This is a genomic window from Rhizobium sp. PP-F2F-G48 (assembly GCF_004342335.1).
In the GTDB taxonomy this organism is placed as follows: Bacteria; Pseudomonadota; Alphaproteobacteria; order Rhizobiales; family Rhizobiaceae; genus Ferranicluibacter.
On record NZ_SLVH01000003.1, the window covers coordinates 149,966 to 173,451 of the forward strand.

A 23,486-nucleotide genomic window follows, 5' to 3' on the forward strand; every position below is an offset into this window, starting at 1 on the left:
TTTGTTACCGCTCCTAACAGTTCCTGATCCTCCCCAAGCTTGAACGCCTTGTAAGCCTATGCCATAGCGAGGCCTCGCAAACCGGACCGACCCTCGCTTACGAGCGGGTGCGGACGCGTTCCGGCACTGTATTTTCAAGCAAGATTTCGACTGGCGCCTGCCGGTCCGATCCAGAGGCATTCGGGGGCAGACACGATGGCGCAGACATCCGGTTTGATGAGTGGAAAGCGCGGCGTGATCATGGGCGTCGCCAACAACAGGTCGATCGCCTGGGGCATCGCCAAGGCGATCCATGCGCAGGGTGCCGAGATCGCCTTCACCTATCAGGGCGATGCGCTGAAGAAGCGCGTCGAGCCGCTCGCGGCCGAACTCGGCGGCATTCTCGCCGGCCATTGCGACGTGTCGGACGAATCGACCATCGACGCCGTGTTCGACCATATCGAGAAGACCTGGGGCAAGATCGACTTCGTCGTCCACGCCATCGGCTTTTCCGACAAGGACGAGCTGACCGGCCGTTACGTCGATACCTCGGCCGACAATTTCGCCAAGACCATGCAGATCTCCGTCTATTCCTTCACCTCGGTCGCGCGCCGCGCGGAAAAGCTGATGACGGACGGCGGCTCGATGCTGACCATGACCTATTACGGCGCCGAGAAGGTCATGCCGAACTACAACGTCATGGGCGTCGCCAAGGCAGCGCTGGAAGCCAGCGTGAAGTATCTCGCGGTCGATCTCGGCCCGAAGAACATCCGCGTCAACGCCATCTCGGCCGGCCCGATCAAGACGCTGGCCGCATCCGGCATCGGCGACTTCCGCTACATCCTCAAGTGGAACGAATACAATGCGCCGCTGCGCCGCACCGTGACGATCGAAGAGGTCGGCGATGTCGGCCTCTACATGCTGTCCGACCTGTCGCGCTCGGTGACCGGCGAAGTGCATCACGCCGATAGCGGCTATCATGTCGTCGGCATGAAGGCGGTGGACGCGCCGGATATCGCCGTCGTCAAGGACTGACGTTTTCTCCCGATCGGGCAGATCCTGAAGGGCGCCGGCAGGTCCGGCCCTTTCTTACGCCCGATCCGCCCTCCCCTGCAGCAGGCATTTCCCGATGTTGATCTACATGATCCGCCACGGCCAGACGGATTGGAACGCGGAAATCCGCCTCCAGGGCCAGAAGGACATTCCGCTGAACGAGACCGGCCGCGCGCAGGCGCGCGGCAATGGCCGGGCGCTGGCCGCGATCCTCGGCACCGAGGCGACCGCCTTCGACTATGTGGCAAGCCCGCTCGGGCGGACGCGCGAGACGATGGAACTGCTGCGCGGCGCGATGGGCCTCGACCCGCGTACCTACCGGACCGACGAGCGCCTGAAGGAGGTTTCCTTCGGCGACTGGGAGGGGTTTACGCTGGAGGAGCTGGAAGCGAGCGTGCCGGAGAAGGTCGCCGAGCGCGAGGCCTCGAAATGGGACTTCATCCCGCCGGGCAGCGATGCCGAGAGCTACGAGATCCTGTCCTGGCGCATCGCCTCCTGGATGAAGGACGTTGCGGTGCCCACCGTCTGCGTCAGCCATGGCGGCGTCATCCGCAGCGTGTTCAAGCTTCTGGGCGCGCTGGCGCCGGAAGAGGCCTCGATGGGCGCGATCCCGCAGGACCGTATCTTAAAGATCGAGAACGGGACGGTCGGGTGGGTCTAGACGGCGGTCCTACTGGACGACTTCGAGATCGTTGATCACGCGCTTGCCATCGACTTCCGTGTAGAACACCACCACCTTGACGCCGGCCTTCAGGCCTTCGAAGTTGAATTCTTCCGGCGCCTGATAGCTCTTTCCGTCATCCAGCGAGAGGCTCAGCCGATCCGTATCGATGCTCGTGATCGTGGCCTCGATATCGGCGCTGTCGGCAAAAGCTGCCAGAGGGGCGAAGAAACTGGCGGTCGCCATCAATGTCGCAACGACGAAACGCATCTGTGTCTCCCTCTTGGCGGTGTGATTCACTGTTCGAATATGATGCAGTTTTTGGGCGTCGATTGTGGCAAAAATTCACCAACCTTGTGACAATCCGATGAGCATGTGACGGCGGAGCCGGTTCTCGAAAACATGGTTAACGAAGGGTTGACGCGATCCGCCCGCCGAACCGGCGCCCGCTTGTGGACATCCTGCTTTCATAAGAAGTTTTTAATCTTCGAGCACTACCCTTGGGCGAGTTCAAAGGGAAGCTGTCTGCATGACGTGGTTTGGGGACAGTGTTCGCGCCAAGGCGGCGATCGCAGGGCGTTTCACGCGCTCCTCGATCGTCCCGTCTCTGTTCGCGATCTTCGCCCTGCTCGCCATCGGCTATGTCTACCAGACGCAGAACAGCGCCAATTTTCGCCAAGCCCTGAAGAGCGACGTGGAAAGCACGCTGAGCCTCGTCGCGGCCCAGATCCAGGCGAACATCGAAAGCAATACCGCCGCCCTCTCCGGTCTCGCCAACGACGTTTCCCTCGACGGCAGCATCTCGCCGGCGCGGTTCGAGGCGATCGCCACGCGGATCATGCGGCGCAATCCCGGCATCCGGCGGATCGGCCTGGCGCCGGGCGGGGTGCTCACCCGGGTCATGCCGGCCCGGGAACAGGCGCGGATCGTCGGCACGCGGCTCGACACGTTCTACTCGCAGCGCACGGCATCGCGCAGGGCGCAGACCCATGGCCGCGCCGCGCTCGGCAGCCGGATCATTCTTCCCGACGGCACCGCCGGCTTCGATGTCTATCTCCCCGTCTTCTCGGGTCGCGGCGGCTCGTCCGGCCTCTGGGGGTTCGTCGAGGCGGTGATCGACGAGGAGGCCATCCAGCTCGGCACGACGCTGACGGCGCTGAGCCAGCGCGGTAACGCCGCCAGCCCCGTTTCTGCCGGCCCCGTTTCTGCCGGCCGCAACACGCCGATCATGCTCGCGATCCGCGACATTTCCGACCCCGACAATATCGGCGACGCCTTTATCGGGCAGAATGCGACGTTCCAGGCCGAACCGGTGCTGCAGGACGTCGCCCTGCCCGGCGGCACGTGGCAGATCGCCGGCGTGCCCGTCGGCGGCTTCGACCAGACGCCCGACAACGCGCACCGGATCGGCCTGATCCTTCTTCTCTGCGGCATCGTCGTGATCGTGCCGATCGTGCTGACCTTCGGCCTGATGGGGGAGCGCCGGCGGGCGGTCGCCGCGCTCGACCGCCGCAACCGCGAATTCGTCGCCATGTCGCAACGGCTCAATCTGGCGCTGGAATGCTCCCGCTTCGGCGTGTGGGAAATCGATCTCGCGACGCGGCAGCGGAGCTGGGACGACCGGATGTACCATCTTCACGGCCTTGCCACGGGCGGTGGCGCGCCCGGCGCCGACGGCTGGAAGATCCATGTCCATCCCGACGACCTCGACGAGGCCGAAGACGCGCTGACCGAGACGGTGATGTTTCTCGGCCGCTACCAGAGCGACTATCGCGTCGTGCTGCCAACGGGCATCCGTCATATCCGCCATATCGGCGCCGTCAATCTCGGGCCGGATCACCGCAAGACCGTGACGGGCATCAGCTGGGACATCACCGAGGACGTGCACCTGACGGCGGCGCTGCGGGAGGCGAAGGCGCTTGCCGAGGCGCGGACGGCGGAGCTTGCCGCGGCCAAGGACCGGATCGAGCACAATGCGCTGCACGACCCGCTGACCGGGCTCGGCAACCGGCGCATGCTCGACGCTGCCCTCGCCGCCCTGTCCGAGCGCGACACCAACGCGGCGACCGACGTGGCGCTGCTGCATCTCGATCTCGACCGCTTCAAGCAGATCAACGACACGCTCGGCCATGCCGCGGGCGACGCCATGCTGGTGCATGCCTCGCAGGTGCTGCAGAGCGAGGCCGGCGAAGGCGATCTGGTCGCCCGCATCGGCGGCGACGAGTTCATCGTGCTGGTCGAAAATCCCGCATCCGGGGAGCTCGAGGCCCTGTCCGAGCGGATCATCGCGCGGATGCGGCAGCCGGTCGATTTCGAGGGCTTTGCCTGCCGCTTCGGCGTCAGCATCGGCATCGCCGTCAGCGACGGGGCGGACGCCGATCTCCGCCGCCTGCTCGTCAATGCCGATATCGCGCTCTACCGCGCCAAGGAAAAGGGCCGCAACCGCTTCGAATTCTTCAGCGAGGCGCTGCAATGCGAGATCGTCAACAACAAGCGCATCGCCGACGAGATTCTCGAGGGCATCGAGAACGACGAGTTCACCGCCTGGTACCAGCCGCAGTTCGATGCGGAAACGCTGACGCTCTGCGGGGTCGAGGCGCTGATCCGCTGGAACCACCCGCGCGAGGGCGTCCTGACGCCGGACAGGTTCCTGTCGATCGCGGAGGACCTGAACGTGGTGGCGACGCTCGACAGGATCGTCATGGAGCGCGCCCTGATCGACCTGATGACGTGGACCGCCGCCGGCATTTCCATGCCCCGGATCTCGGTCAACGTCTCGGCGCGACGGCTGAGCGACGAAACGCTGCTCGCCACCCTTGCCGGCCTCTCGTTCCGGCCGGGGCAGCTCTGCTTCGAGCTGGTGGAGGCGATTTTCCTCGATGGCGACGACGAGATGATCACGGCGAACATCGCCGGCATCCTCGCCCTCGGCATCGATATCGAACTGGACGATTTCGGCACCGGCCACACCTCGATCGTCAGCCTGCTGAAGATCAAGCCGAAGCGCCTGAAGATCGACCGGCAGCTCGTCTCGCCCATCATCGGCTCGCCGCGCGAACAGGCGCTGGTGCGCGCCATCATCGATATCGGCCGGTCGCTCGGCATCGGCATCGTGGCGGAGGGCGTGGAGACGCTGGCGCATGCGGAAATGCTGGCCGTGCTCGGCTGCGATATCCTGCAGGGCTATGCCTTCTCCAAGCCCGTGACGGCCGAGGACCTGAAGCGCGCCGCGGTCCTGCAATGGGAGCTTGCCTCGTGAAAAGCCGGCCTGGGCGGCCGTGTTTTTCTGCGCAAAGCGTTTCCGCCCGGCAACTTATGCAGTAAGAGTGTCGGCCGAAGAACGGGTGCCGCCAGTTTCGGCCGCCCGCAGCAGACAATGGTTGCCGCAGCATGTCGCATAATACGTTCGGTCATCTCTTTCGCGTCACCACCTGGGGCGAAAGCCACGGCATGGCGCTCGGCTGCGTCGTGGACGGCTGCCCTCCGGGCATCCGCTTCACGCTGCCCGAACTGCAGGCCTGGATGGACAAGCGCAAGCCCGGCCAGTCGCGCTTCGTGACCCAGCGGCGCGAGGACGATCTGGTGCGCGTGCTCTCCGGCGTGATGCCGGATGCCGACGGCGAAACGCTGATCACCACGGGCACGCCGATCTCCATGCTGATCGAGAACACCGACCAGCGCTCCAAGGACTATGGCGAGATCGCGCGGCGCTACCGCCCGGGCCATGCGGACTACACCTACGACGTGAAATACGGCATTCGCGACTATCGCGGCGGCGGGCGCTCGTCCGCCCGCGAAACGGCGGCGCGCGTGGCGGCCGGCGGGCTCGCACGGCGCGTGGTGCCGGGCCTCACCGTGCGCGCGGCGCTCGTGCAGATCGGCCGGCACAAGATCGACCGGGCGAACTGGGACTGGTCGGAGGTCGGCAACAACCCGTTCTTTGCGCCGGACCCGGCCATCGTCCCGGTCTGGGAAGAATATCTCGACGGCATCCGCAAGGCGGGCTCCTCGGTCGGCGCGATCATCGAGGTCGTGGCCGAGGGCGTGCCCGCCGGCATCGGCGCGCCGATCTATGCCAAGCTCGACCAGGACATCGCCTCCAACCTGATGTCGATCAACGCCGTGAAGGGCGTCGAGATCGGCAACGGCTTCGAGGCGGCCGGCATCACCGGCGAGGAAAACGCCGACGAGATGCGGATCGGGCCGGACGGCCAGCCGGTGTTCCTCTCCAATCACGCCGGCGGCATTCTCGGCGGCATTTCCACGGGACAGCCGGTCGTCGCCCGTTTCGCCATCAAACCGACCTCCTCCATTCTCACCGAGCGCCGCTCGATCGATGCGGACGGCCAGGAGGTGGACGTGCGCACCAAGGGCCGCCACGACCCCTGCGTCGGCATCCGTGCCGTGCCGATCGGCGAGGCCATGGTCGCCTGCGCGATCGCCGATCACTATTTGCGGGACCGCGGCCAGACCGGCCGCCTGAAGTAAGAGGATCTCACTCATGTCCTTCGACCAGAAGCGCGTCGTCGATGCGATCCGGGCCTTCGAGGCCGGCGAAATCGTCGTCGTCACCGACGATGACGGCCGCGAGAACGAGGGCGACCTGATCGTTGCCGCCGTCCACTGCACGGCCGAGAAGATGGCCTTCATCGTGCGCCACACCTCCGGCATCGTCTGCGCCCCCATGCCCAAGGAAGAGGCCAAGCGGCTGAACCTCAACGCGATGGTGGCCGACAATGACAGCGCCCACACCACGGCCTTCACCGTCAGCGTCGATTTCAAGCACGGCACGACGACCGGCATCTCGGCCGACGACCGGACGCTGACCGTGCGCAACCTCGCCAACCCCAATGCGGGCGCGACCGATTTTCTCCGGCCGGGCCATATCTTCCCGCTGGTCTCGCGCGAGGGCGGCGTGCTGATGCGCTCCGGCCATACGGAGGCGGCCGTCGATCTTTGCCGGCTCGCCAGCCTGCCGCTGATCGGCGTCATCTCCGAACTCGTCAACGACAACGGCACCGTGATGCGCGGTCCCGAGGTCTCGGCCTTTGCCGAGGTTCATGGCCTGAAGCAGCTGTCCGTCGCCGATCTCATCGCCTATCGCCAGCGCAAGGAAACGCTGATCCACCGCGGCGACGTCTTCGACATCGAGACGGGCTTCGGCATGGCCAAGGGCCACGCCTTCTCGCTGCCCTGGGATCCGATGCAGCACCTCGCGGTCGTCTTCGGCGATATCCGCGACGGCGTCGATATTCCGGTGCGGCTGCATCTGGAAAATGTCGGGGCGGACGTCTTCGGCCAGGCGCGCCAGCTCGACCGCATCCTGCAGCGCATGTCGGACTATGGCCGCGGCGTCGTCGTCTACCTGCGCGAAGGCTCCGTCGGCGTCGGCGCGTCGCAGACCGCGCGCAAGGGCATGCAGGACCGCGAAGGCCACAGCGAAGCCCAGGCCCGCGACAGCGAATGGCTCGAAATCGGCCTCGGCGCCCAGATTTTGAAGGACCTCGGCATCTCCTCGATCAAACTCCTTTCCACCCGCGAGCGACATTATGTCGGACTGGAAGGGTTCGGGATCGAGATTTCGGAGACGGTGATTTTGTGAGTGAGTGATGGGGCGGGGTGAGGCAGGGTTTCAGCCCTTAGCCTCTTCCTGCCGGGCGGCATCGAGAAGGGTCGGGAGCGTCTCGATCAGTGTCGGAATGCTCTGTTCGAGGGTCGCCCAGATGGTCGCGAGGTTCAGCGTCGTATGGGCATGCGCGATGCGATTGCGCATCCCCATCATGTTGCGCCAGGGAATGTCGGGAAAGCGGCTTGTGAAGGAAGGGCTGCTTTTCAGAATGCGCGACGAGGATTCGCCGACGATCATCAGGTTGAAGAGCACGGCCTGATGGGTCTTCTTGTCGGCGAGGAAGGCGGCATGGTCGATGCCGATACAACATTCCAGCGCCTGCAGGCCGGCCTCCTGCATGGCAAGAAGATGGCCGACGGCACTGAATGCTCTCATACCGGGCGCGCCTCGGTGAGGACCTTCTCTCTGCGATACTCGGGCACATCGCCGGGCGTCAGTACATAGACCTGCGTCCCGAACAATTCCTCCAGTTCGACTTGCAGGCCGCCCAAATCGAGGAGAGTCGTACCAGGGCGGTCATCGACCAGGAATTCGAGCTCGTCGCTCTCGGCCTCGCTGTTCTCTCCCGCAGCGCCGACAAGACGAGGATTGGACAGGTGGAAGCGGCGCACGAGCGCGTGAATGGCTTCGCGGTGTTTCTCGACGGCGGCGGACGGCTTCATCTTCGATCCTCGGCTTGGAACCATCATACGCGCTCCTCGATATCGGACAACAGAGGCCGCTAACAGAAAGCGGCCCTACCCTCTCGCCCCCTCCAGCCACACGACCTGCTCCACGCCGGCGAAGCGGGCGATGCGGATGAGCTCGGCGTCGAGGCGCGCGTCGCGGCCGGACGAGGCGCGGATGCCCGGTTCCCACCACAGGCGCTTGACCTCCAGCAGGCCCGCCTTGCGGTTGGCCTTCATGTCGATGCGGCCGACGAGGCGGTCGCCTTCGAGCAGCGGAAAAACGTAGTAGCCGTATTGGCGCTTCGGCTCCGGCACGAAGATCTCGATGCGATAGGAAAAGCCGAACAGGCGCTCGGTGCGGGCGCGATCCCGCAGCAGCGGATCGAACGGGCTGAGGACGCGCAGGCGCGCCGGCGGGTCTTCCAGTTCGCCGAGCGTGCCGGGAAAGCCGGCCAGCGCATGGGCGGCGCGCGGGCGGCTGCCGTCGGCGGGCTCGATGACCACGGATTGCAGGTCGTGCGCATGGGCGAGCACCCATTGCCGCGCGTCTTCCGGCGAGATCAGCGCGAAGAAGGCGGCGAGCTCGCCATGGGTGGCAAAGCCGAGACGCTCGAGCGCTGCCCGGCAGCACCAGTCGATGAAGGCCTCGCGGTCCACCTCGGCCGCGCGATAGGCCTCGGGGATGACGCGTTCGGTGAGGTCGTAGATCTTCTGGAAACTGTCGCGGCCGGCGATCGCCAGCGTGCCGGTGCGCCAGAGATATTCGAGCGCGGTCTTGGAGGGATGCCAGTTCCACCAGCCGCCGGAGGTGCGGTCCTCGTATTTGAAGTCACGCGCGAGCACGCGCCCGGTCTCGGTGATCTGCCGCAGCGTCTCGTCGAAGACATCCTCGAACCCCGCCTCCCGCCATTTGCGCCAGCGCTCGACCAGCGTCTCCCGTTCGCGGGCGAAGCGGTGCTTCCAGTAGACGAAGAAAGCGCTCGGGATGATCGAGGCGTCGTGGGTCCAGTGCTCGAACAGCGCGCCGTCCGTTTCCAGAAGCGCGGTCAGATGCTCCGGCCTGTAGGTCTGGTTGCGGGCGTGGAGGATCATGTGGTGGGCGCGCTCCACCGTGGAGATGCTGTCGACCTGCACGAAGCCGATCCTGGTGACGAGATCGAGCAGGCCGGCCTTGGTCAGCGCCCGGTTCGGCGCCGAGGCCAAGCCCTGGCGGTTGAGAAAGATGCGGCGGGCATCGCGGTTGGATACGAGAATCGTCATGGGTTTGATCATGCTTTGTTCTGACAAATAATCAACTGCCGGCTGCGACGATGCGTCGTTTCCGCACACGCCGTCTTGCCGTGCTGCCGCGTCGCACGCTTGCCTTTCCCCCGGGTTCGCCTATGAACCGGCCATCCGCTGTCAGATCCGAGGAGACGGGATTGGAGATCCGCTTTGCCGATTGCAGTGTCCGCTATGGCGAGACCGTCGCGCTGCAGCCGCTCGACCTGACGCTGACCGAGCGGCGGATCGGGGTGATCGGGCTCAACGGGTCGGGCAAGACGAGCTTTGCGCGGGCGATCAACGGGCTGGTGAAGCCGAGCCAGGGCCGCGTCACCGTGAACGGGCTCGACACCGTCGCGGATGGCCCGGCCGTGCTCGGCACCGTCGGCTTCATCTTCCAGAACCCGCAGAACCAGCTGATCCTGCCGATCGTCGCCGACGATATCGCGCTCGGGCTGAAGAGCCGCGGCGTCGGAAAGGCCGAGGTGGCCGACCGGGTCGCGGCCATTCTCGCGCGCTTCGGCATCGCGCATCTGGCGCGGCGGCGGGTGCATGCGCTGTCGGGCGGCGAGACCCAGCTGGTCGCGATGGCCAGCGTGCTCGTGAGCGCACCCGACATCCTGATCCTCGACGAGCCGACCAACCAGCTGGACCTGAAGAACCGCAAGCGGGTGATCGACACGCTGGAAGGTCTTGAGGAAGCCGCCATCGTCGTCAGCCACGACCTGTCGCTGATCGAGCGTTTCGGCCGCGTGCTCCTCTTCCACGAGGGTCGCTTGATCGCCGACGGGGCGCCGGGCGATGTGGTCAAGACCTATGAGGCGGTGGCGCTGTGCTGAGGAGCCTGCATATCGACGGCGCGACGCCGCTTCACCGGCTGTCCGTGCGCATCAAGCTCGCCGGCCTGTTTCTCGCGAGCCTTGCGATCTTCCTGACCGGCAGTCCGCTGCTTCTCGGCGGCGCCACCGTGCTGTCGGCGCTGGTCCTTGCCAGCGTCGGGATGTCGTTCTCCGAGGCGGGGTCGCGGCTTTTCTGGCCGCTCGTCTCTATCGCGATCGTGGCCGTCGCCACGGGCGTCTTCGAAACGCCGCTTCAGGGCCTCGTCGTGCTCCTGCGCTTCGCCACGCTCATTCTGCTCGCCGCGGCCGTCACCGCCTCGACGGAGGTGGGGGATTTCATGGAGGAGATCACCGTCCTGATGCTGCCGTTCGAGCGGCTGGGCCTCGTGAATGCCGCCGATATCGGGCTGGCGCTCGGCCTCGTGCTGCGCTTCGTGCCGGAGATCGCGACGCGCTACGAGAGCCTGCGGGACGCGCATGCGGCGCGCGGCCTGCCCGTGCGGCCCTTGAAGATGCTGGCGCCCTTGATCATCCTGACGCTGAAAGATGCGGACATGATCGCCATGGCCATTGACGCGCGCGGCCTGCGCCGTCAGTAATTCGCGTCCATCAGCAATTCGTGAAAGGAGGGACGATGTCCACACGCGATCTGGTTCTCACTGCCCTGTTTACCGCCATCGTCATCGTCCTCGGCGTCATTCCGCCGATCACGCTCGGCTTCATCCCGGTGCCGATCACCGCGCAGTCGATGGGCGTCATGCTGGCCGGCTGCATCATCGGCGCCAAGCGCGGCGCGCTCGCCTATCTCCTCCTCATCCTCATGGTCGCGGTCGGCCTGCCGGTCCTTTCGGGCGGACGCGGCGGTCTTGCCATTCTCGCCGGCCCGACGGCCGGCTACATCGCGGGCTGGGTCGTCGGCACGTTCGTCACCGGCCTCATCGCCGAGCGAATGGTTCGCGAAAGCCAGAGCGGCGGGCGGCAGATCGCCGGCTTCCTGCTTGCCTCGGTCGTGGGCGGCATCGGCGTCGTCTATCTCATGGGCACGATCTGGCTTTCCATCAACACCGGCATGGGCTTCTTCGCCGCGCTGACGGGCAATGCGGTCTTCCTTCCCGGCGACGCCCTGAAGGCGGGCATCGCGGCACTTGCCGCCCGCGCCGTGCTGGTCGGCTACCCGCTGCTGCCGCAGCGGACGTGAAGGCGCAAGGCGGAACAGGCGGCGGGCGCGCACCGCTGCCGCCTGCCCGCCGGACGTCATGCTAACCCGCTCAATACGCTTGTCTATTTTATCCTGAAACCGGTTCCGGTTCGCAGCGTTTTGCGGTAGCTTGCCGCGCATGACAACGATCCTCTTCGAACATCCCATCTTCCTCGAGCATCAGGTGCCCGAGGGTCATCCCGAGCGGCCGGACCGGCTGCGGGCGCTCAATCTGGCGCTGGAGCACGATCGCTTCTCCGACCTCGTCCGCAGACAAGCACCGCAGGGCAACGAGGATCTCGTCCTGCTCGCCCATCCGGAGGAGCATCTGCGCGCCGTGATGTCGGTGATCCCCGAAGAGGGCATCAACAGCTTCGAGGCCGATACGCATGCAAGCCCCGCCAGCCTGCAGGCGGCCCTGACCGGGATCGGCGGCGCGGTGGCGGCGGTGGATGCCGTCTTCACCGGCAAGGCCGACAATGTCTTCGTCGCCTCGCGGCCGCCCGGCCACCATGCCGAGACGAAGAAGGCCATGGGCTTCTGCTTCTTCAACAATGCCGCCATCGCCGCGCGCCACGCCCAGCGCGTGCACGGCGCCGAGCGCGTGGCGATCGTCGATTGGGACGTGCACCACGGCAACGGCACGCAGGACATCTTCTATGACGATGCCTCCGTGCTCTTCTGCTCGACCCACCAGATGCCGCTCTATCCCGGCACCGGGGCGAAGGACGAGACGGGCACGCACAACACGATCGTCAACGCGCCGCTGTCGCCCGATACGGGCAGCGATCATTTCCGCGAGGCGTTCAAGTCGCGCGTGCTGCCGGCGCTCGAGCGTTTCCGGCCGGATCTCGTCATCATCTCGGCCGGCTTCGACGCCCATCACCGCGATCCGCTGGCGCAGATCAATCTGGTCGGCGACGATTTCGACTGGGCGACCGGGCGGCTGCTCGATATCGCCGGCAAGCATGCCGGCAACCGCATCGTCAGCCTGCTCGAAGGCGGCTATGACCTCGTGGGGCTCGCCGAATCGGCCGGCCTGCATATCCAGCGCCTGATGAGGGGATGACCGACATGGCAAACGACGCACGCACGCAATCGCCGGCCGGCGGATCGGCCAATCCCGCCGCTGCCGCCGCGCCTGCCGATGTGGCCGCCCTCTCTTTCGAGCGGGCGGTGGAGGAGCTGGAATCGATCGTCTCGGCGCTGGAGCGCGGCGATGTCGCGCTCGACCGGTCGATCGAATTCTACGAGCGCGGGGAAGCGTTGAAGAAGCATTGCGAGGCCCTGCTCAACGCGGCGGAAAACCGCATCGAGAAGATCCGTCTCGACCGCACCGGCAAGCCGCAGGGCGTGGAACCGCTCGACGGCGACTGACGCCGGTCAGGCGGCGGCACTTTCCTCACCCGAAGACGGCCGACGGTCGGGCTGAACCTGCGTCGGGGCAGCCGCATCGCGCAGAGACCGGTCCATCAGGGCGGCGAGGTTTTTTCCGTTCCTGGCGACGATCATGCTGAGGTGATTGCCCGAGACGGTGATCCATTCGGCCTGCGGCAGATAGGGCTTCCAGATGCGCGGGGCATCGCAATCGATCGGCGAGCCGGATGTCGAGCCGAAGAAGACGAGCGGCCCGTCATAGAGGCTCGGACGATAGAGACCCTTCATCTGCAGCAGCTGGCGCGCGCGGGCATCGTAGGCGGGCGTGTAGCCGCCTGCCCATTGCGGCGCCTTCAGCGGATAGTCTGGCCGGCGTGGGCTCAGGAAGCGGAAGACGAGCTGATGGCCCCGCCGTGGCGGACTGTGACGGAAGGCGGTCGCCGCAAGATCGTCGCGCAGGGACTGGCCGTCGTTTTCGCCCGGGGCACGCCCCGACCGTCTGTCGCGACGGCGTGTCCGGCCCGCCAGCTTGCCCAGCACCGATTTCGCCTGGCGGGTCACGGTCCTGCGCATCAGCCGGGCCCAGAGGGGCAGTGGCCAGCTGTGATCGTTCTGCGGCGGATCGAGCAGCATCAGCGCCGCGATCGCATCCCCCTCCGCCCTTGCCCGCCGCGCAAGCTCCAGCGCCAGCAGGCCTCCGAAGGAGTAGCCCGCGATCCGGTACGGCCCGGTCGGCTGGATGTCCTTGATGGCGCGATAGGCAAGCGCGATCTCGTCCGCGACCGCGGGCGGATCGTTCGCCGGCCGGCCGAAATCGGTGAGGGTAATGCCGTAGATCGCCCCGTCGTAGCTCATCGCACCCACGAGATCCTGCGTTTCGAGGAAACAATTGACGCCGCCGGCAAAGAGGAAGAGCGGGCGGGCGTGGTCGCCATCGCGCAACAGCAGGATCTTCTCGCCCGGCTGCACGCGATTGTCCGCGATCGCCTGGACGATGGCGCGCGGCGTGCGGGCGCGGTAGAAGAGGTTGACGTCGAGTTCGATGCCGGTGCGCATCCAGAACAGCTTGATCAAAGCCAGCGCCCTGTTGGCGTTCAGCCCCTTTGCCACCAGATCGTCATCCTCGGCAATGGCGCTTCGCATCGTCTGCCCGCAGAGCGCCGTCAGCGTCGTGAGCATCCCGTTTCGCTCCCCGTTCGAACACCGGACATCCGGCCAATATGCGCGCCTGTCGCCGCGTCACGCGCGCAAATTACCCGAAAAGACCTACCAAAGCCTTGAGCGAAGACGTCAGGATGCGTGTGGTTCCGGCACAGCGGGGCCGGCAACATGTGACAACCCGTGCTGGAAATCGTGCCGTTGCGCGGCGCGGCGGATGCATCTTTCCTTCATCGTCTGCTGAACTATGTCTTTTGGAAGACGATCCGTGGGAGAAGGGGATTTCCGATGACGGTTGAGGACAGACAGGCGACGCAACCCGAGCTGAAGCGCGTGATGGGGCCGGCGCTGCTGCTGCTCTTCATCATCGGCGACATTCTCGGCACCGGGATCTATGCGCTGACCGGACAGGTCGCGGGCAAGGTCGGCGGTGTCGTCTGGCTTCCCTTCCTCATCGCCTTTGCCGTCGCGCTGCTCACCGCCTTCAGCTATCTCGAGCTGGTGACGAAATATCCGAAGGCGGCCGGTGCGGCGCTCTATACCCACAAGGCCTTCGGCGTTCATTTCCTCACCTTCATCGTCGCCTTCGCGGTGATGTCGTCGGGCATCACCTCGGCCTCCACGGCCGCGCGGGCCTTTTCCGCCAATTTCACCGCGGCGCTCGGGCTCGAGGTCGGCAATGCGATGGTCGTGCTGATCGCGATCCTGTTTCTCGGGCTCGTGGCCGCCATCAACTTTCGCGGCGTCGGGGAGAGCGTGAAGCTCAATGTCGGGCTGACGATGATCGAACTCACCGGCCTGCTGATCATCATCGGCATCGGCTTCTGGGCGATCTTCCACGGCCAGGGCGACGTGTCGCGCATCACGACGTTCACGCCGGCCGGCGACAGCGGCGTGTTCTGGTCGGTCATCGCCGCAACCACGCTCGCCTTCTTTGCCATGGTGGGGTTCGAGGATTCGGTCAACATGGCCGAGGAATGCAAGGATCCGAGCCGGATCTTTCCAAAGGTTCTGCTGACCGGCCTGCTCATCACCGGCGTCATCTACGTGCTCGTCTCCATCGCCGCCATCACACTGGTGCCCGCCGCCGAACTCAGCGAAGGCGAGACGCCGCTCCTGAAGGTCATCCAGGCCGGGGCGCCCGGATTTCCGATCAGCATCTTCGGCGTGATCACCATGCTCGCGGTCGCCAATTCCGCCCTGATCAACATGATGATGGCAAGCCGGCTGCTCTACGGCATGGCGCGGGAAGACGTCATTCCCGCCGTTCTCGGCCGCGTGCATCCCGGGCGCCAAACGCCCTACATCGCCATCGGCTTCACGACGCTGCTGGCCGTTGGCCTCCTCGTCTTCGCCGGGGGCGTTCCCCAGCTCGGCGGCACGACGGCGCTGCTGCTGCTCGGCGTCTTCGCCATCGTCAACATCGCCGTGCTCGTGCTGCGCAAGGATACGGTGGAGCATCAGCACTTCCGCATTCCCACGGTGTTTCCGGTGCTGGGCGCGCTGACCTGCACCTTTCTGGCCGGCCCCTGGACCGGGCGCGACCCGGTTCAGTATCTCATCGCCGGCGTGCTTCTCGCCATCGGCGTCGTGCTCTGGTTTGCAACCGTCGGCATCATGCGCCGGACGCAGGCGGCCAGGGCATAAGGGGTGGGGCGTAAGGCGTGGGGCAGGATGCGTGAGGTGCCGAACTTTCGGGGCCGAAGTTTGTTGTAGGATCGAGACGGGGGTTCCGGTATCCTGCCCGGCACCCCTTAAGCAGATTCGGAGCGGGGCCGATCCGGTCTGCCGCACGGGTTTTGCGACGATGGTCTGACAGGGCTCCAACGTGGGGATGTCGCTGCGACGGGCTTTTGCAATTTCCGCAAATTGCGATTAAGAGGCCTTTTTGCGAATGATTTCGATCGCGGCCCATCGATGACCGCGGGTATGAGGACAGCGTGACCCAACCGATTTCCCAGCCGTCGACGCCGCTTCTGGACAAGGTCAACCTGCCCCGGGATCTCAAGGCCATCGACGACAAGGACCTGCCGCAGCTGGCCGGAGAACTGCGCGCCGAGATGATCGATGCCGTCTCGCGCACCGGCGGCCACCTCGGCGCCGGCCTCGGCGTGGTTGAGCTGACGATCGCCATCCACAAGGTGTTCGACACGCCGCACGACCGGCTGATCTTCGACGTCGGCCACCAGTGCTATCCCCACAAGATCCTGACCGGACGCCGCGACCGCATCCGCACGCTGCGCCAGGAAAACGGCCTGTCCGGATTTACCCGCCGGGCGGAGAGCGAATATGATCCCTTCGGCGCCGCGCATTCCTCCACCTCCATTTCCGCCGGTCTCGGCATGGCGGTCGCCTCCGAACTGCAGGGCGTGAAGCGCAACGTCATCTCCGTCATCGGCGACGGCGCCATGTCGGCCGGCATGGCCTACGAGGCGCTGAACAATGCCGGCGCGCTGGACGCCCGGCTGATCGTCATTCTCAACGACAACGACATGTCGATCGCGCCGCCGACCGGCGCCATGAGCGCCTATCTGGCGCGGCTCGCCTCCGGCCGGACCTATATGGGCTTCCGCGAGCTCGGCAAGAAGCTGACCGCCTATCTCGGCAAGTCCGTCGACCGCGCCATCACCCGTGCGGTGGAGCACGCCCGCGGCTACGTGACCGGCGGCACGCTGTTCGAGGAGATGGGTTTCTACCATATCGGGCCGATCGACGGGCACGCGTTCGAGCATCTGCTGCCGGTGCTGCGCAATGTGCGCGACAATGCGCACGGCCCGGTGCTGATCCACGTGGTGACGCAGAAGGGCAAGGGCTACGCCCCGGCGGAAGCCGCAGCCGACAAGTATCACGGCGTCAACACCTTCGACGTCATCACCGGCGCGCAGGCGAAGGCCAAGCCGAATGCGCCCTCCTACACGGCCGTCTTTGCCGAAGCGCTGGTGCAGGAGGCGAACGAGGACGAGCGGATCGTCGCGGTGACCGCCGCCATGCCGAACGGCACCGGGCTCGACAAGTTCGCGCTGGCGCATCCCTCCCGCATCTTCGATGTGGGGATTGCCGAGCAGCACGCCGTGACCTTTGCGGCCGGACTGGCGACCGAAGGGCTGAAGCCGTTTGCCGCACTCTATTCCACCTTTCTCCAGCGCGGCTACGACCAGGTGGTCCACGACGTGGCGATCCAGGGCCTGCCGGTGCGCTTCCCGATCGATCGCGCCGGGTTCGTCGGCGCCGACGGCCCGACGCATGCGGGCTCCTTCGACACGACCTATCTTGCCGCCCTGCCCGGCTTCGTGGTGATGGCCGCGGCCGACGAGGCGGAGCTGAAGCATATGGTGCGCACGGCTGCGGCCTATGACGAAGGTCCGATTTCCTTCCGCTACCCGCGCGGCGAAGGCGTGGGCATCGACATGCCGGTGCGGGGCGAGATTCTGGAGATCGGCCGGGGCCGCATCGTCAAGGAAGGCACCAAGGTCGCGCTGCTCTCCTTCGGGACGCGGCTTGCCGATTGTCTGCTGGCCGCCGAGGATCTCGATGCCGCCGGGCTTTCCACGACGGTGGCGGACGCGCGTTTTGCCAAGCCGCTCGACCACGACCTCATCCGCCGGCTTGCCCGCGAGCACGAGGTTCTGATCACCATCGAGGAAGGGTCGGTCGGCGGCTTCGGCAGCCATGTCCTGCAGTTCCTCGCACTCGAAGGCCTGATGGATTCCGGGCTGAAGGTGCGCCCGATGGTGCTGCCGGATCTCTGGATGGAACAGAGCAAGCAGGAGGCCATGTATGCCCAGGCGGGTCTCGACCGCGCCGGCATCGTTTCCACCGTGTTCCGCGCTCTGGGACAAAAGCGCGTCGGCCGCGGCGCGGCGAGCTGACCGCCGAGGGACAGGCATAAGCCCGCATATCGCGCAAAAGGCTTGTCAGCCGGGCCTCGACACGCCATGACAGGCGCCATGTCAAACGAACCGAAAACCACCGTCCGCCTCGACCAGCTCGTTCTCAACCTCGGGCTCGTCGCCAGCCGGTCTCGCGCACGCGATGCCGTGCAGCGGGGAACCGTGCGGGTCAACGGCCGCGTCGTCACCAAGCCGAGCTCCACCTTTCCCGAGGATGTGACGATCGAGATCGACGATCCGGTCCAGGCCTATGTCTCGCGCGCGGCGCTGAAGCTGAAAGCCGGGCTCGACCATTTCGCGCTGTCGCCCGAGGGGCTGGACTGTCTGGATATCGGCGCCTCCACCGGCGGCTTTACCGAAGTGCTGCTGCATGCGGGCGCCGCCCATGTCATTTCCGTCGATGTCGGCCACGGCCAGTTCCACCCCCGGCTCGAAGCCGATCCGCGCGTCACCAACATCGAGGGGCTGAACGCCCGCGTGCTCGACGAGGCGCATCTGGAAGACCGCGAGATCGGCATGGTCGTCTCCGACGTGTCCTTCATCTCGCTGAAGCTCGCTCTGCCCCCGGCGCTCGACCTCGCGGTGCCCGGCGCGCTCTGCATCCTGCTGGTCAAGCCGCAGTTCGAGGCCGGCCGCGATTTCGTCAGCAAGGCGGGGCTGTTGAAAGATCCCTCGACCGCACCCGAGGTGGCGGCCGAACTGGAGCGCTGGCTCGTGGAGGAGATGGGCTGGGAAAGCCTCGGAATGATCCCCTCCCCGATTGCCGGCGGCGACGGAAACGAGGAGTTCCTGCTCGCCGGCCGCAAGCCTCTCGATGACGATGCCGAGGCGGACGAGGAACCCGATGCCGGGGCAGACGCGGGCGAGGAAACAGCATGAGCGCGGAGACCGCGACGATCGAACGGCTGGGCCTGCAGGGCGACGGCATCGTCACCTCCGACGCCGGGCCCATCTTCGTGCCCTTCACGCTTCCCGGCGAACGGGTGACGCTCGCCGTCAACAAGCAGCAGGGCACGGTGATGTCGCTGCTTGCGCCTTCGCCCGACCGCGTCGCGCCCGCCTGCCGGCATTTCGGGCCGGAGGGCGAGAACGGCACCTGCGGCGGCTGCACGCTGCAGCATGCCGGCGACGACCTCTACCACGCGTTCAAACGGCAGATCGTGATCGATGCCCTGCGCGCGCGCGGCATCGAGACGGAGGTGGCACCGCTCGTCATCGCCCGCCCCGGCGAACGCCGGCGAACGGTCTTCACCGCGCGGCGCACCGAAAAGGAGCTGCTGCTCGGCTATAACCAGGCGGAAAGCCATCATATCGTTTCCATTACGGAATGTCCGATCGCGAGCCCCGGCATCGTGTCCCGGCTCGCCGCCATCCGTATCGTCGCGGCGGCGCTTGCCGCCAGTGCCGAGCCGTTTCGCATCACCGTTCTGGAGACCTCGGCCGGGCTCGATCTCGCCGCCGAAGGCATCAAGGCGCTGTCGGACCGGCACCGGCAACAGGCGATCGAGGCCGTGCTGACGCTGCGCGGCATCGCCCGGCTCGCGGTCAATGGCGAGACGATCGTCGAGCCGATGAAGCCGCTCATCACCTTCGACGGCATCGCCGTCTCGCCGCCGCCCGGCGGCTTCGCGCAGGCGAGCGCGGTTGCCGAAGCGGCGATGGCGGAGCTGGTCCTCGCGCATCTGGGCAAGGCCAAGCGGATCGCCGATCTCTTTGCGGGGACCGGCACCTTCGCGCTGCGCATGGCGCGAAAAGGCCGCGTGCATGCGGTGGAGAGCGAGGAGAAGGCGCTGAAGGCACTCGACCTCGCCGCCCGCAACACGCAAGGGCTGAAGCCCGTCACCATCGAAAAGCGCGACCTCTTCCGCCGGCCGATGATGACCTCCGAGCTGAAGGTGTTCGACGCCGTCGTCTTCGATCCGCCCCGCGCCGGCGCCGAGGCGCAATGCCGCGAGCTGGCCCGCTCGACGGTCAAGACCATCGTCGCCGTGTCCTGCAACCCGCAGACCCTCGCGCGCGATCTTTCGATCCTCATCGAAGGCGGCTACCGCGTCACCACGGTCACCCCCGTCGACCAGTTCCTCTGGTCGTCCCACGTCGAAGCTGTGGCAACACTGGCACGCTGACATCATATCTGAATTTTCTAATATTCCGAGATCGCCCGTGCTACGCTCATGCCGTTCGCGGCAGAAGCAGAAAGCGCTGTGCCAGCCAGCGCGTCGGGGACGATGAGCCTTCCCGACCTCGGCAAAGGGCTTTGCTGTCGAACAGGAGTGACGCGAATGGGATATCTACCCGTGAGCATCACGCTTGAGATAAGGAAAACCCGCACGAGCTGGCTAGTCACCGTGCGGGTCATATTCCTAGTCTGAGCGACAGGCAGCCGGAGTTCACGCTCCGGCTGCCTGTCGCTAATATACATCGTCGCTCGTCCGGTGCAAGATATACCAAGCCGCTCCGCAGGCCACCGCATGTATATCATAAAAATCTTATATTCCGGATTTCGGTCTGCTACGCTCGCTCCGTTCGCAGCAGAAGCAGAAAGCGCTGTGCCAGCCAGTGCGTCGGGGACGATGAGCCTCCCCGACCTCGGCAAAGGGCTTTGCTGTCGAACAGGAGTGACGCGAATGGGATATCTACCCGTGAGCATCACGCTTGAGATAAGGAAAACCCGCACGGGCTGGCAAATGCGCGTGCGGGTCATATTGCTTATCTAAGCGAAACAGCAGTCGGAGTTACCGCTCCGGCTGCTACTCCGCTAATATACAGCGTTGTCTGCCGTGTGCAAGACAAGGGAACAGACAACGCCCTACAAAACCGACATCTGCAGGCAAGCCTGATCGCCTGCAGGGGAGCGCGACACGCTCCCGAGAAGGTCTTAAAAAAGAAAATCCTTATATTCCCGGACCGGTCTGCTACGCTCGCTCCGTTCGCGGCAGAAGCAGAAAGCGCTGAGCCAGCCAGCGCGTCGGGGATGATGAGCCTCCCCGACCTCGGCAAAGGGCTTTGCTGTCGAACAGGAGTGAGGCGAATGGGATATCTACCCGTGAGCATCACGCTTGAGATAAGGAAAACCCGCACGGGCTGGCAACTCCACGTGCGGGTAACATTCCTCGTCTAAGCGAAACGACAGCCGGAGTTAGCGCTTCGGCTGTCACTCCGCTAATATACAACGATGCGGTTTCCGCTGCAAGACGTGGTGGAAAGCGTGGTGCGCGTCAGCGCCTGGAGAGGAAGGCCGTGAAGGCGGCCTGGGCTTCGGTGCTTTTCAGGCGGGTGGCGAAATGCTCCGCTTCGATGTCGATGCGGGCGAGGATGTCCGCGGTGTCGCCGCGCAGGAGTTGACGGGCGATGCGCAGTGCCTGGGGCGGCTTGGCGGCGAGCATGGCGGCGGCGGCAAGGGTTTCCTGTTCCAGCACCTCCGGGGCGACGACCTTCCAGACGAGGCCGGCGGCCACCGCCTCGTCGGCTGCGATCGGCAGGCCGGCGGCGAGCAGCGCAAAGGCGCGCTGGTGGCCGATGATGCGGGGGACGATGAGGCTGGAGGCGGCTTCGGGCACCAGAGCGAGATCCACGAAGGGCGTCCGCAACTGGGTGCGGGTCGAGATGAGGGTGAGGTCGCAATGCAGGTTGAGCGTCGTGCCGATGCCGATCGCGAGACCGTCGACGCCGGACACGAGCGGCTTGGTGACGGTCGCCAGAGCGTGCAGGAAGCCGAAAACTTCCGTTCCCAGGGTTTCGCCTATGGCCATTCGCGCGAAGTCCGCCATGTCGTTGCCGGCGGAAAAACAGCCGGGCGATCCAAGAAAGACCACGACGCGAACGTCGTCGTCCGCCTCGGCCGCTGCGAGCGCCGCGGTCATCGCCTGATACATGGCCCCGGTGATGGCGTTCTTCTTTTGCGGACGGTTGAAGCGAATGACGCGGATGGCGGCATCCGGGCCTTCGATGAGGATGGTCTCTTCGGTCATATCGGGATCTCAGTTCAGCGCGATGCGCGCAGCCTCGAGGCTGGCTGCGCCGTGGAGAATGGCGTCGGCAAGGGACGCGGTTTCGCCGATGAGGTTTTCGGCAAAGAAGCGTGCCAGCGCGACGCGTTGCGCCTGTCGCCCATCGTCGGCCTCGCTTGCCGCCCCCTTGGCGAGAAGCGCACCGGAGAGGACGAGACCGAAGAGGCGTTGATAGGCGGTGGCACCGGCCAGCGCCGTGGCCAGCCTGCCGGCCGCGACTTCGGACTGGAGCCATTCGGTGGCCGTGGACAAGGCGCCGATGGCATCCTCAAGACGCGAAGCGGTCGTGCCCCAGGCGTCGGCATCCGGTCCCGCAACGGTCTTAGCGATGGCGAGCAGGTCCGCAATCAGGCCGCGGACATGGGCACCGTCGCCGAGCGGCAGCTTGCGGGTGACGAGATCGATCGCCTGGATGCCGTTGGTGCCTTCGTAGATCGGGGCGATGCGCGCATCGCGCAACAGGCGCGCGGCACCGGTCTCCTCGACGAACCCCATGCCGCCATGGACCTGGATGCCGAGCGAGGCAACCTCGACACCGACATCGGTCGGAAAGGATTTGGCGATCGGGGTCAGGAGCGCCGCGCGATCCTGCCAGTGGCGTTTCTCGTCGCCCTCCGCCTCGTGGGCGCGATCGACCGCTTCGGCGCAAAGATAGGTGATCGCGCGCGCGCCCTGCGTCAGCGCCTTCATGGTCAGCAGCGTGCGGGCGATATCGGGATGGTCGATGATCGGGCTCGATGTCGCGGCGCCCGCATTTTTACCGGGTGCCTTGCCCTGACGCCGTTCGCGCGCATAGGCGAGCGCGCCCTGCGTTGCGGCCTCCGCCATGGCGACACCCTGGACACCCACCGCAAGGCGGGCATTGTTCATCATGGTGAACATGCAGGCAAGCCCGCGGTTTTCCTCGCCGATCAGATAGCCGACGGCGCCGGCCTCCGCACCGAAGCGGCCGTCGCCATAGATCATGGTGCAGGTCGGCGAGGCATGAATACCGAGCTTCTCCTCGATCGAGTGGCAGAAGAGATCGTTGTGCGCGCCGAGGCTCTCATCGTCGTTGACGAGAAATTTCGGCACCAGGAACAGCGAGATGCCGCGCGTACCCTCGGGCGCGTCAGCGAGACGCGCCAGAACGAGATGGACGATGTTGTCGGTGAGGTCGTGCTCGCCCCAGGTGATGTAGATCTTCTGACCGAAAATCCGGTAGGTGCCGTCATCGCGGCGTTCGGCCCGCGTGCGCAGCGTCGAGAGGTCCGAGCCGGCATGGGGTTCGGTAAGGTTCATCGTGCCGGTCCACGCGCCGGACACCATCTTTGGCAGGAACCGAGCCTTCAGCGCGTCCGAACCGTGCGCGGCCAGCGCCTCGGCGGCACCGCCCGTCAGCATCGGCGCGAGCGCGAAGGCCATCGAGCCGCCGTTCCAGATTTCCATGGCGGCGATCTGCAGCCGGTGCGGCAGGCCCTGCCCGCCGACATCCATCGGCGCGGCGAGACCGTTCCAGCCGGCCACCGCCCAGGCGCGGTAGATCTCGGGCCAGCCGGACGGCGAGCGGACCTCGCCATTGGCAAGCCGGGAGCCCTCCTTGTCGCCGCGTGCCGCAGCCGGCGCGATCGTCGCGTCGCAGAAACGGCCCGCCTCCGAAATCACGGCATCCACGATATCGGTATCGACCGAGGCGTCGTTGTCGAGCCCGGCGATATGCTTGAGCGTGAACAGAATGTCGTCCACGGGCGATGTGTACATGAGGTCCTCCTGCCTTTGGCG

At 65.9% G+C, this 23,486-nt stretch carries 21 protein-coding genes; 14 read left to right on the forward strand and 7 right to left on the reverse strand.

Annotated elements, in window-relative coordinates:
• Positions 1–195 precede the first annotated feature (195 nt).
• Both fabI and C8J36_RS08630 read left to right on the forward strand, forming a co-directional pair.
• Positions 196–1,014: an enoyl-ACP reductase FabI gene (gene fabI, locus C8J36_RS08625; RefSeq protein ID WP_062469489.1), complete on the forward strand. Its 819-nt coding sequence runs from the start codon at positions 196–198 to the stop codon at positions 1,012–1,014.
• A gap of 94 nt (positions 1,015–1,108) precedes the next feature.
• Positions 1,109–1,693: a histidine phosphatase family protein gene (locus C8J36_RS08630; RefSeq protein ID WP_132534155.1), complete on the forward strand. Its 585-nt coding sequence runs from the start codon at positions 1,109–1,111 to the stop codon at positions 1,691–1,693.
• A 9-nt stretch (positions 1,694–1,702) separates the two neighbouring features.
• Here the strand turns inward: C8J36_RS08630 and C8J36_RS08635 are convergent, their stop codons facing one another.
• A complete protein-coding gene (locus C8J36_RS08635; protein ID WP_062594618.1) occupies positions 1,703–1,963 on the reverse strand; it encodes a DUF1344 domain-containing protein in 261 nt (86 codons plus the stop codon).
• A 259-nt stretch (positions 1,964–2,222) separates the two neighbouring features.
• On the opposite strand from C8J36_RS08635, the gene C8J36_RS08640 reads away from it, so the two are divergent.
• The 3 genes from C8J36_RS08640 to ribB all read left to right on the forward strand — a co-directional run bounded on the left by C8J36_RS08640 (position 2,223) and on the right by ribB (position 7,295).
• The gene (locus C8J36_RS08640) at positions 2,223–4,952 is read left to right on the forward strand and encodes an EAL domain-containing protein (protein WP_132534157.1); all 2,730 of its coding nucleotides are present in this window, start codon (positions 2,223–2,225) and stop codon (positions 4,950–4,952) included.
• 131 nt (positions 4,953–5,083) lie between these two features.
• Complete coding sequence (gene aroC, locus C8J36_RS08645; protein WP_132534159.1) at positions 5,084–6,181, forward strand: chorismate synthase; 1,098 nt, start codon at positions 5,084–5,086, stop codon at positions 6,179–6,181.
• Positions 6,182–6,194: 13 nt separating this feature from the next.
• The gene (gene ribB / locus C8J36_RS08650) at positions 6,195–7,295 is read left to right on the forward strand and encodes a 3,4-dihydroxy-2-butanone-4-phosphate synthase (protein WP_132534161.1); all 1,101 of its coding nucleotides are present in this window, start codon (positions 6,195–6,197) and stop codon (positions 7,293–7,295) included.
• 30 nt (positions 7,296–7,325) lie between these two features.
• On the opposite strand, the gene C8J36_RS08655 is transcribed toward ribB, so the two are convergent.
• The 3 genes from C8J36_RS08655 to C8J36_RS08665 all read right to left on the reverse strand — a co-directional run bounded on the left by C8J36_RS08655 (position 7,326) and on the right by C8J36_RS08665 (position 9,250).
• On the reverse strand, positions 7,326–7,697 hold the full coding sequence (locus C8J36_RS08655) for a HepT-like ribonuclease domain-containing protein (protein WP_132534163.1): 372 nt from the start codon (positions 7,695–7,697) through the stop codon (positions 7,326–7,328).
• Positions 7,694–7,984 (reverse strand): nucleotidyltransferase, encoded by a 291-nt coding sequence (locus C8J36_RS08660; protein ID WP_132534165.1) that lies wholly within the window; start codon positions 7,982–7,984, stop codon positions 7,694–7,696. Before C8J36_RS08660 ends, C8J36_RS08655 begins: the two co-directional genes overlap by 4 nt.
• Positions 7,985–8,059: 75 nt before the next feature.
• Entirely contained in the window at positions 8,060–9,250 is a 1,191-nt protein-coding gene (locus C8J36_RS08665; protein WP_132534167.1) for a winged helix-turn-helix domain-containing protein, read from the reverse strand.
• A gap of 161 nt (positions 9,251–9,411) precedes the next feature.
• On the opposite strand from C8J36_RS08665, the gene C8J36_RS08670 reads away from it, so the two are divergent.
• The 5 genes from C8J36_RS08670 to C8J36_RS08690 all read left to right on the forward strand — a co-directional run bounded on the left by C8J36_RS08670 (position 9,412) and on the right by C8J36_RS08690 (position 12,667).
• A complete protein-coding gene (locus C8J36_RS08670) occupies positions 9,412–10,092 on the forward strand; it encodes an ABC transporter ATP-binding protein (protein WP_132534169.1) in 681 nt (226 codons plus the stop codon).
• Positions 10,086–10,691, forward strand: coding sequence for an energy-coupling factor transporter transmembrane protein EcfT (locus C8J36_RS08675; protein ID WP_132534171.1), 606 nt, complete (start codon positions 10,086–10,088; stop codon positions 10,689–10,691). The genes C8J36_RS08670 and C8J36_RS08675 overlap by 7 nt, the downstream gene beginning before the upstream one ends.
• A 35-nt stretch (positions 10,692–10,726) precedes the next feature.
• Complete coding sequence (locus C8J36_RS08680; RefSeq protein WP_132534173.1) at positions 10,727–11,290, forward strand: biotin transporter BioY; 564 nt, start codon at positions 10,727–10,729, stop codon at positions 11,288–11,290.
• A 139-nt stretch (positions 11,291–11,429) separates the two neighbouring features.
• Positions 11,430–12,359, forward strand: coding sequence for a histone deacetylase family protein (locus C8J36_RS08685; RefSeq protein WP_132534175.1), 930 nt, complete (start codon positions 11,430–11,432; stop codon positions 12,357–12,359).
• 5 nt (positions 12,360–12,364) lie between these two features.
• Positions 12,365–12,667 carry an exodeoxyribonuclease VII small subunit gene (locus tag C8J36_RS08690; RefSeq protein ID WP_062594918.1) on the forward strand — a complete coding sequence of 101 codons (303 nt, stop codon included), beginning with the start codon at positions 12,365–12,367 and terminating at the stop codon, positions 12,665–12,667.
• 6 nt (positions 12,668–12,673) lie between these two features.
• Here the strand turns inward: C8J36_RS08690 and C8J36_RS08695 are convergent, their stop codons facing one another.
• Positions 12,674–13,846 carry a thioesterase domain-containing protein gene (locus C8J36_RS08695; protein WP_132534177.1) on the reverse strand — a complete coding sequence of 391 codons (1,173 nt, stop codon included), beginning with the start codon at positions 13,844–13,846 and terminating at the stop codon, positions 12,674–12,676.
• Between the two features lie 267 nt (positions 13,847–14,113).
• Between C8J36_RS08695 and C8J36_RS08700 the strand changes: the two genes are divergently transcribed.
• From C8J36_RS08700 to C8J36_RS08715, 4 genes are all read left to right on the forward strand, one after another.
• Complete coding sequence (locus C8J36_RS08700; RefSeq protein ID WP_132534179.1) at positions 14,114–15,472, forward strand: amino acid permease; 1,359 nt, start codon at positions 14,114–14,116, stop codon at positions 15,470–15,472.
• Between the two features lie 293 nt (positions 15,473–15,765).
• Positions 15,766–17,694 (forward strand): 1-deoxy-D-xylulose-5-phosphate synthase, encoded by a 1,929-nt coding sequence (gene dxs / locus C8J36_RS08705; protein WP_062594609.1) that lies wholly within the window; start codon positions 15,766–15,768, stop codon positions 17,692–17,694.
• Positions 17,695–17,772: 78 nt separating this feature from the next.
• Positions 17,773–18,594: a TlyA family RNA methyltransferase gene (locus C8J36_RS08710; protein WP_132534181.1), complete on the forward strand. Its 822-nt coding sequence runs from the start codon at positions 17,773–17,775 to the stop codon at positions 18,592–18,594.
• Positions 18,591–19,841: a class I SAM-dependent RNA methyltransferase gene (locus tag C8J36_RS08715; protein ID WP_132534183.1), complete on the forward strand. Its 1,251-nt coding sequence runs from the start codon at positions 18,591–18,593 to the stop codon at positions 19,839–19,841. Before C8J36_RS08710 ends, C8J36_RS08715 begins: the two co-directional genes overlap by 4 nt.
• Before the next feature lie 1,092 nt (positions 19,842–20,933).
• On the opposite strand, the gene C8J36_RS08720 is transcribed toward C8J36_RS08715, so the two are convergent.
• Together C8J36_RS08720 and C8J36_RS08725 are read right to left on the reverse strand one after the other, a co-directional pair.
• Entirely contained in the window at positions 20,934–21,686 is a 753-nt protein-coding gene (locus tag C8J36_RS08720; protein ID WP_132534185.1) for a crotonase/enoyl-CoA hydratase family protein, read from the reverse strand.
• A gap of 9 nt (positions 21,687–21,695) precedes the next feature.
• Entirely contained in the window at positions 21,696–23,465 is a 1,770-nt protein-coding gene (locus tag C8J36_RS08725) for an acyl-CoA dehydrogenase (protein ID WP_132534187.1), read from the reverse strand.
• Positions 23,466–23,486: the final 21 nt, after the last annotated feature.

What these genes read in the sequence shown, in the direction of transcription:
- C8J36_RS08640 (WP_132534157.1), top strand. Translation starts at nt 2,223, where the DNA reads ATGACGTGGTTTGGGGACAGTGTTCGCGCCAAGGCGGCGATCGCAGGG.
- C8J36_RS08720 (WP_132534185.1), bottom strand. Translation starts at nt 21,686, where the DNA reads ATGACCGAAGAGACCATCCTCATCGAAGGCCCGGATGCCGCCATCCGC.
- C8J36_RS08665 (WP_132534167.1), bottom strand. Translation starts at nt 9,250, where the DNA reads ATGACGATTCTCGTATCCAACCGCGATGCCCGCCGCATCTTTCTCAAC.
- C8J36_RS08690 (WP_062594918.1), top strand. Translation starts at nt 12,365, where the DNA reads ATGGCAAACGACGCACGCACGCAATCGCCGGCCGGCGGATCGGCCAAT.
- C8J36_RS08630 (WP_132534155.1), top strand. Translation starts at nt 1,109, where the DNA reads ATGTTGATCTACATGATCCGCCACGGCCAGACGGATTGGAACGCGGAA.
- C8J36_RS08725 (WP_132534187.1), bottom strand. Translation starts at nt 23,465, where the DNA reads ATGTACACATCGCCCGTGGACGACATTCTGTTCACGCTCAAGCATATC.
- C8J36_RS08655 (WP_132534163.1), bottom strand. Translation starts at nt 7,697, where the DNA reads ATGAGAGCATTCAGTGCCGTCGGCCATCTTCTTGCCATGCAGGAGGCC.
- ribB (WP_132534161.1), top strand. Translation starts at nt 6,195, where the DNA reads ATGTCCTTCGACCAGAAGCGCGTCGTCGATGCGATCCGGGCCTTCGAG.
- fabI (WP_062469489.1), top strand. Translation starts at nt 196, where the DNA reads ATGGCGCAGACATCCGGTTTGATGAGTGGAAAGCGCGGCGTGATCATG.
- C8J36_RS08635 (WP_062594618.1), bottom strand. Translation starts at nt 1,963, where the DNA reads ATGCGTTTCGTCGTTGCGACATTGATGGCGACCGCCAGTTTCTTCGCC.
- C8J36_RS08695 (WP_132534177.1), bottom strand. Translation starts at nt 13,846, where the DNA reads ATGCTCACGACGCTGACGGCGCTCTGCGGGCAGACGATGCGAAGCGCC.
- C8J36_RS08685 (WP_132534175.1), top strand. Translation starts at nt 11,430, where the DNA reads ATGACAACGATCCTCTTCGAACATCCCATCTTCCTCGAGCATCAGGTG.
- C8J36_RS08700 (WP_132534179.1), top strand. Translation starts at nt 14,114, where the DNA reads ATGACGGTTGAGGACAGACAGGCGACGCAACCCGAGCTGAAGCGCGTG.
- C8J36_RS08710 (WP_132534181.1), top strand. Translation starts at nt 17,773, where the DNA reads ATGTCAAACGAACCGAAAACCACCGTCCGCCTCGACCAGCTCGTTCTC.
- C8J36_RS08715 (WP_132534183.1), top strand. Translation starts at nt 18,591, where the DNA reads ATGAGCGCGGAGACCGCGACGATCGAACGGCTGGGCCTGCAGGGCGAC.
- aroC (WP_132534159.1), top strand. Translation starts at nt 5,084, where the DNA reads ATGTCGCATAATACGTTCGGTCATCTCTTTCGCGTCACCACCTGGGGC.
- C8J36_RS08680 (WP_132534173.1), top strand. Translation starts at nt 10,727, where the DNA reads ATGTCCACACGCGATCTGGTTCTCACTGCCCTGTTTACCGCCATCGTC.
- C8J36_RS08660 (WP_132534165.1), bottom strand. Translation starts at nt 7,984, where the DNA reads ATGAAGCCGTCCGCCGCCGTCGAGAAACACCGCGAAGCCATTCACGCG.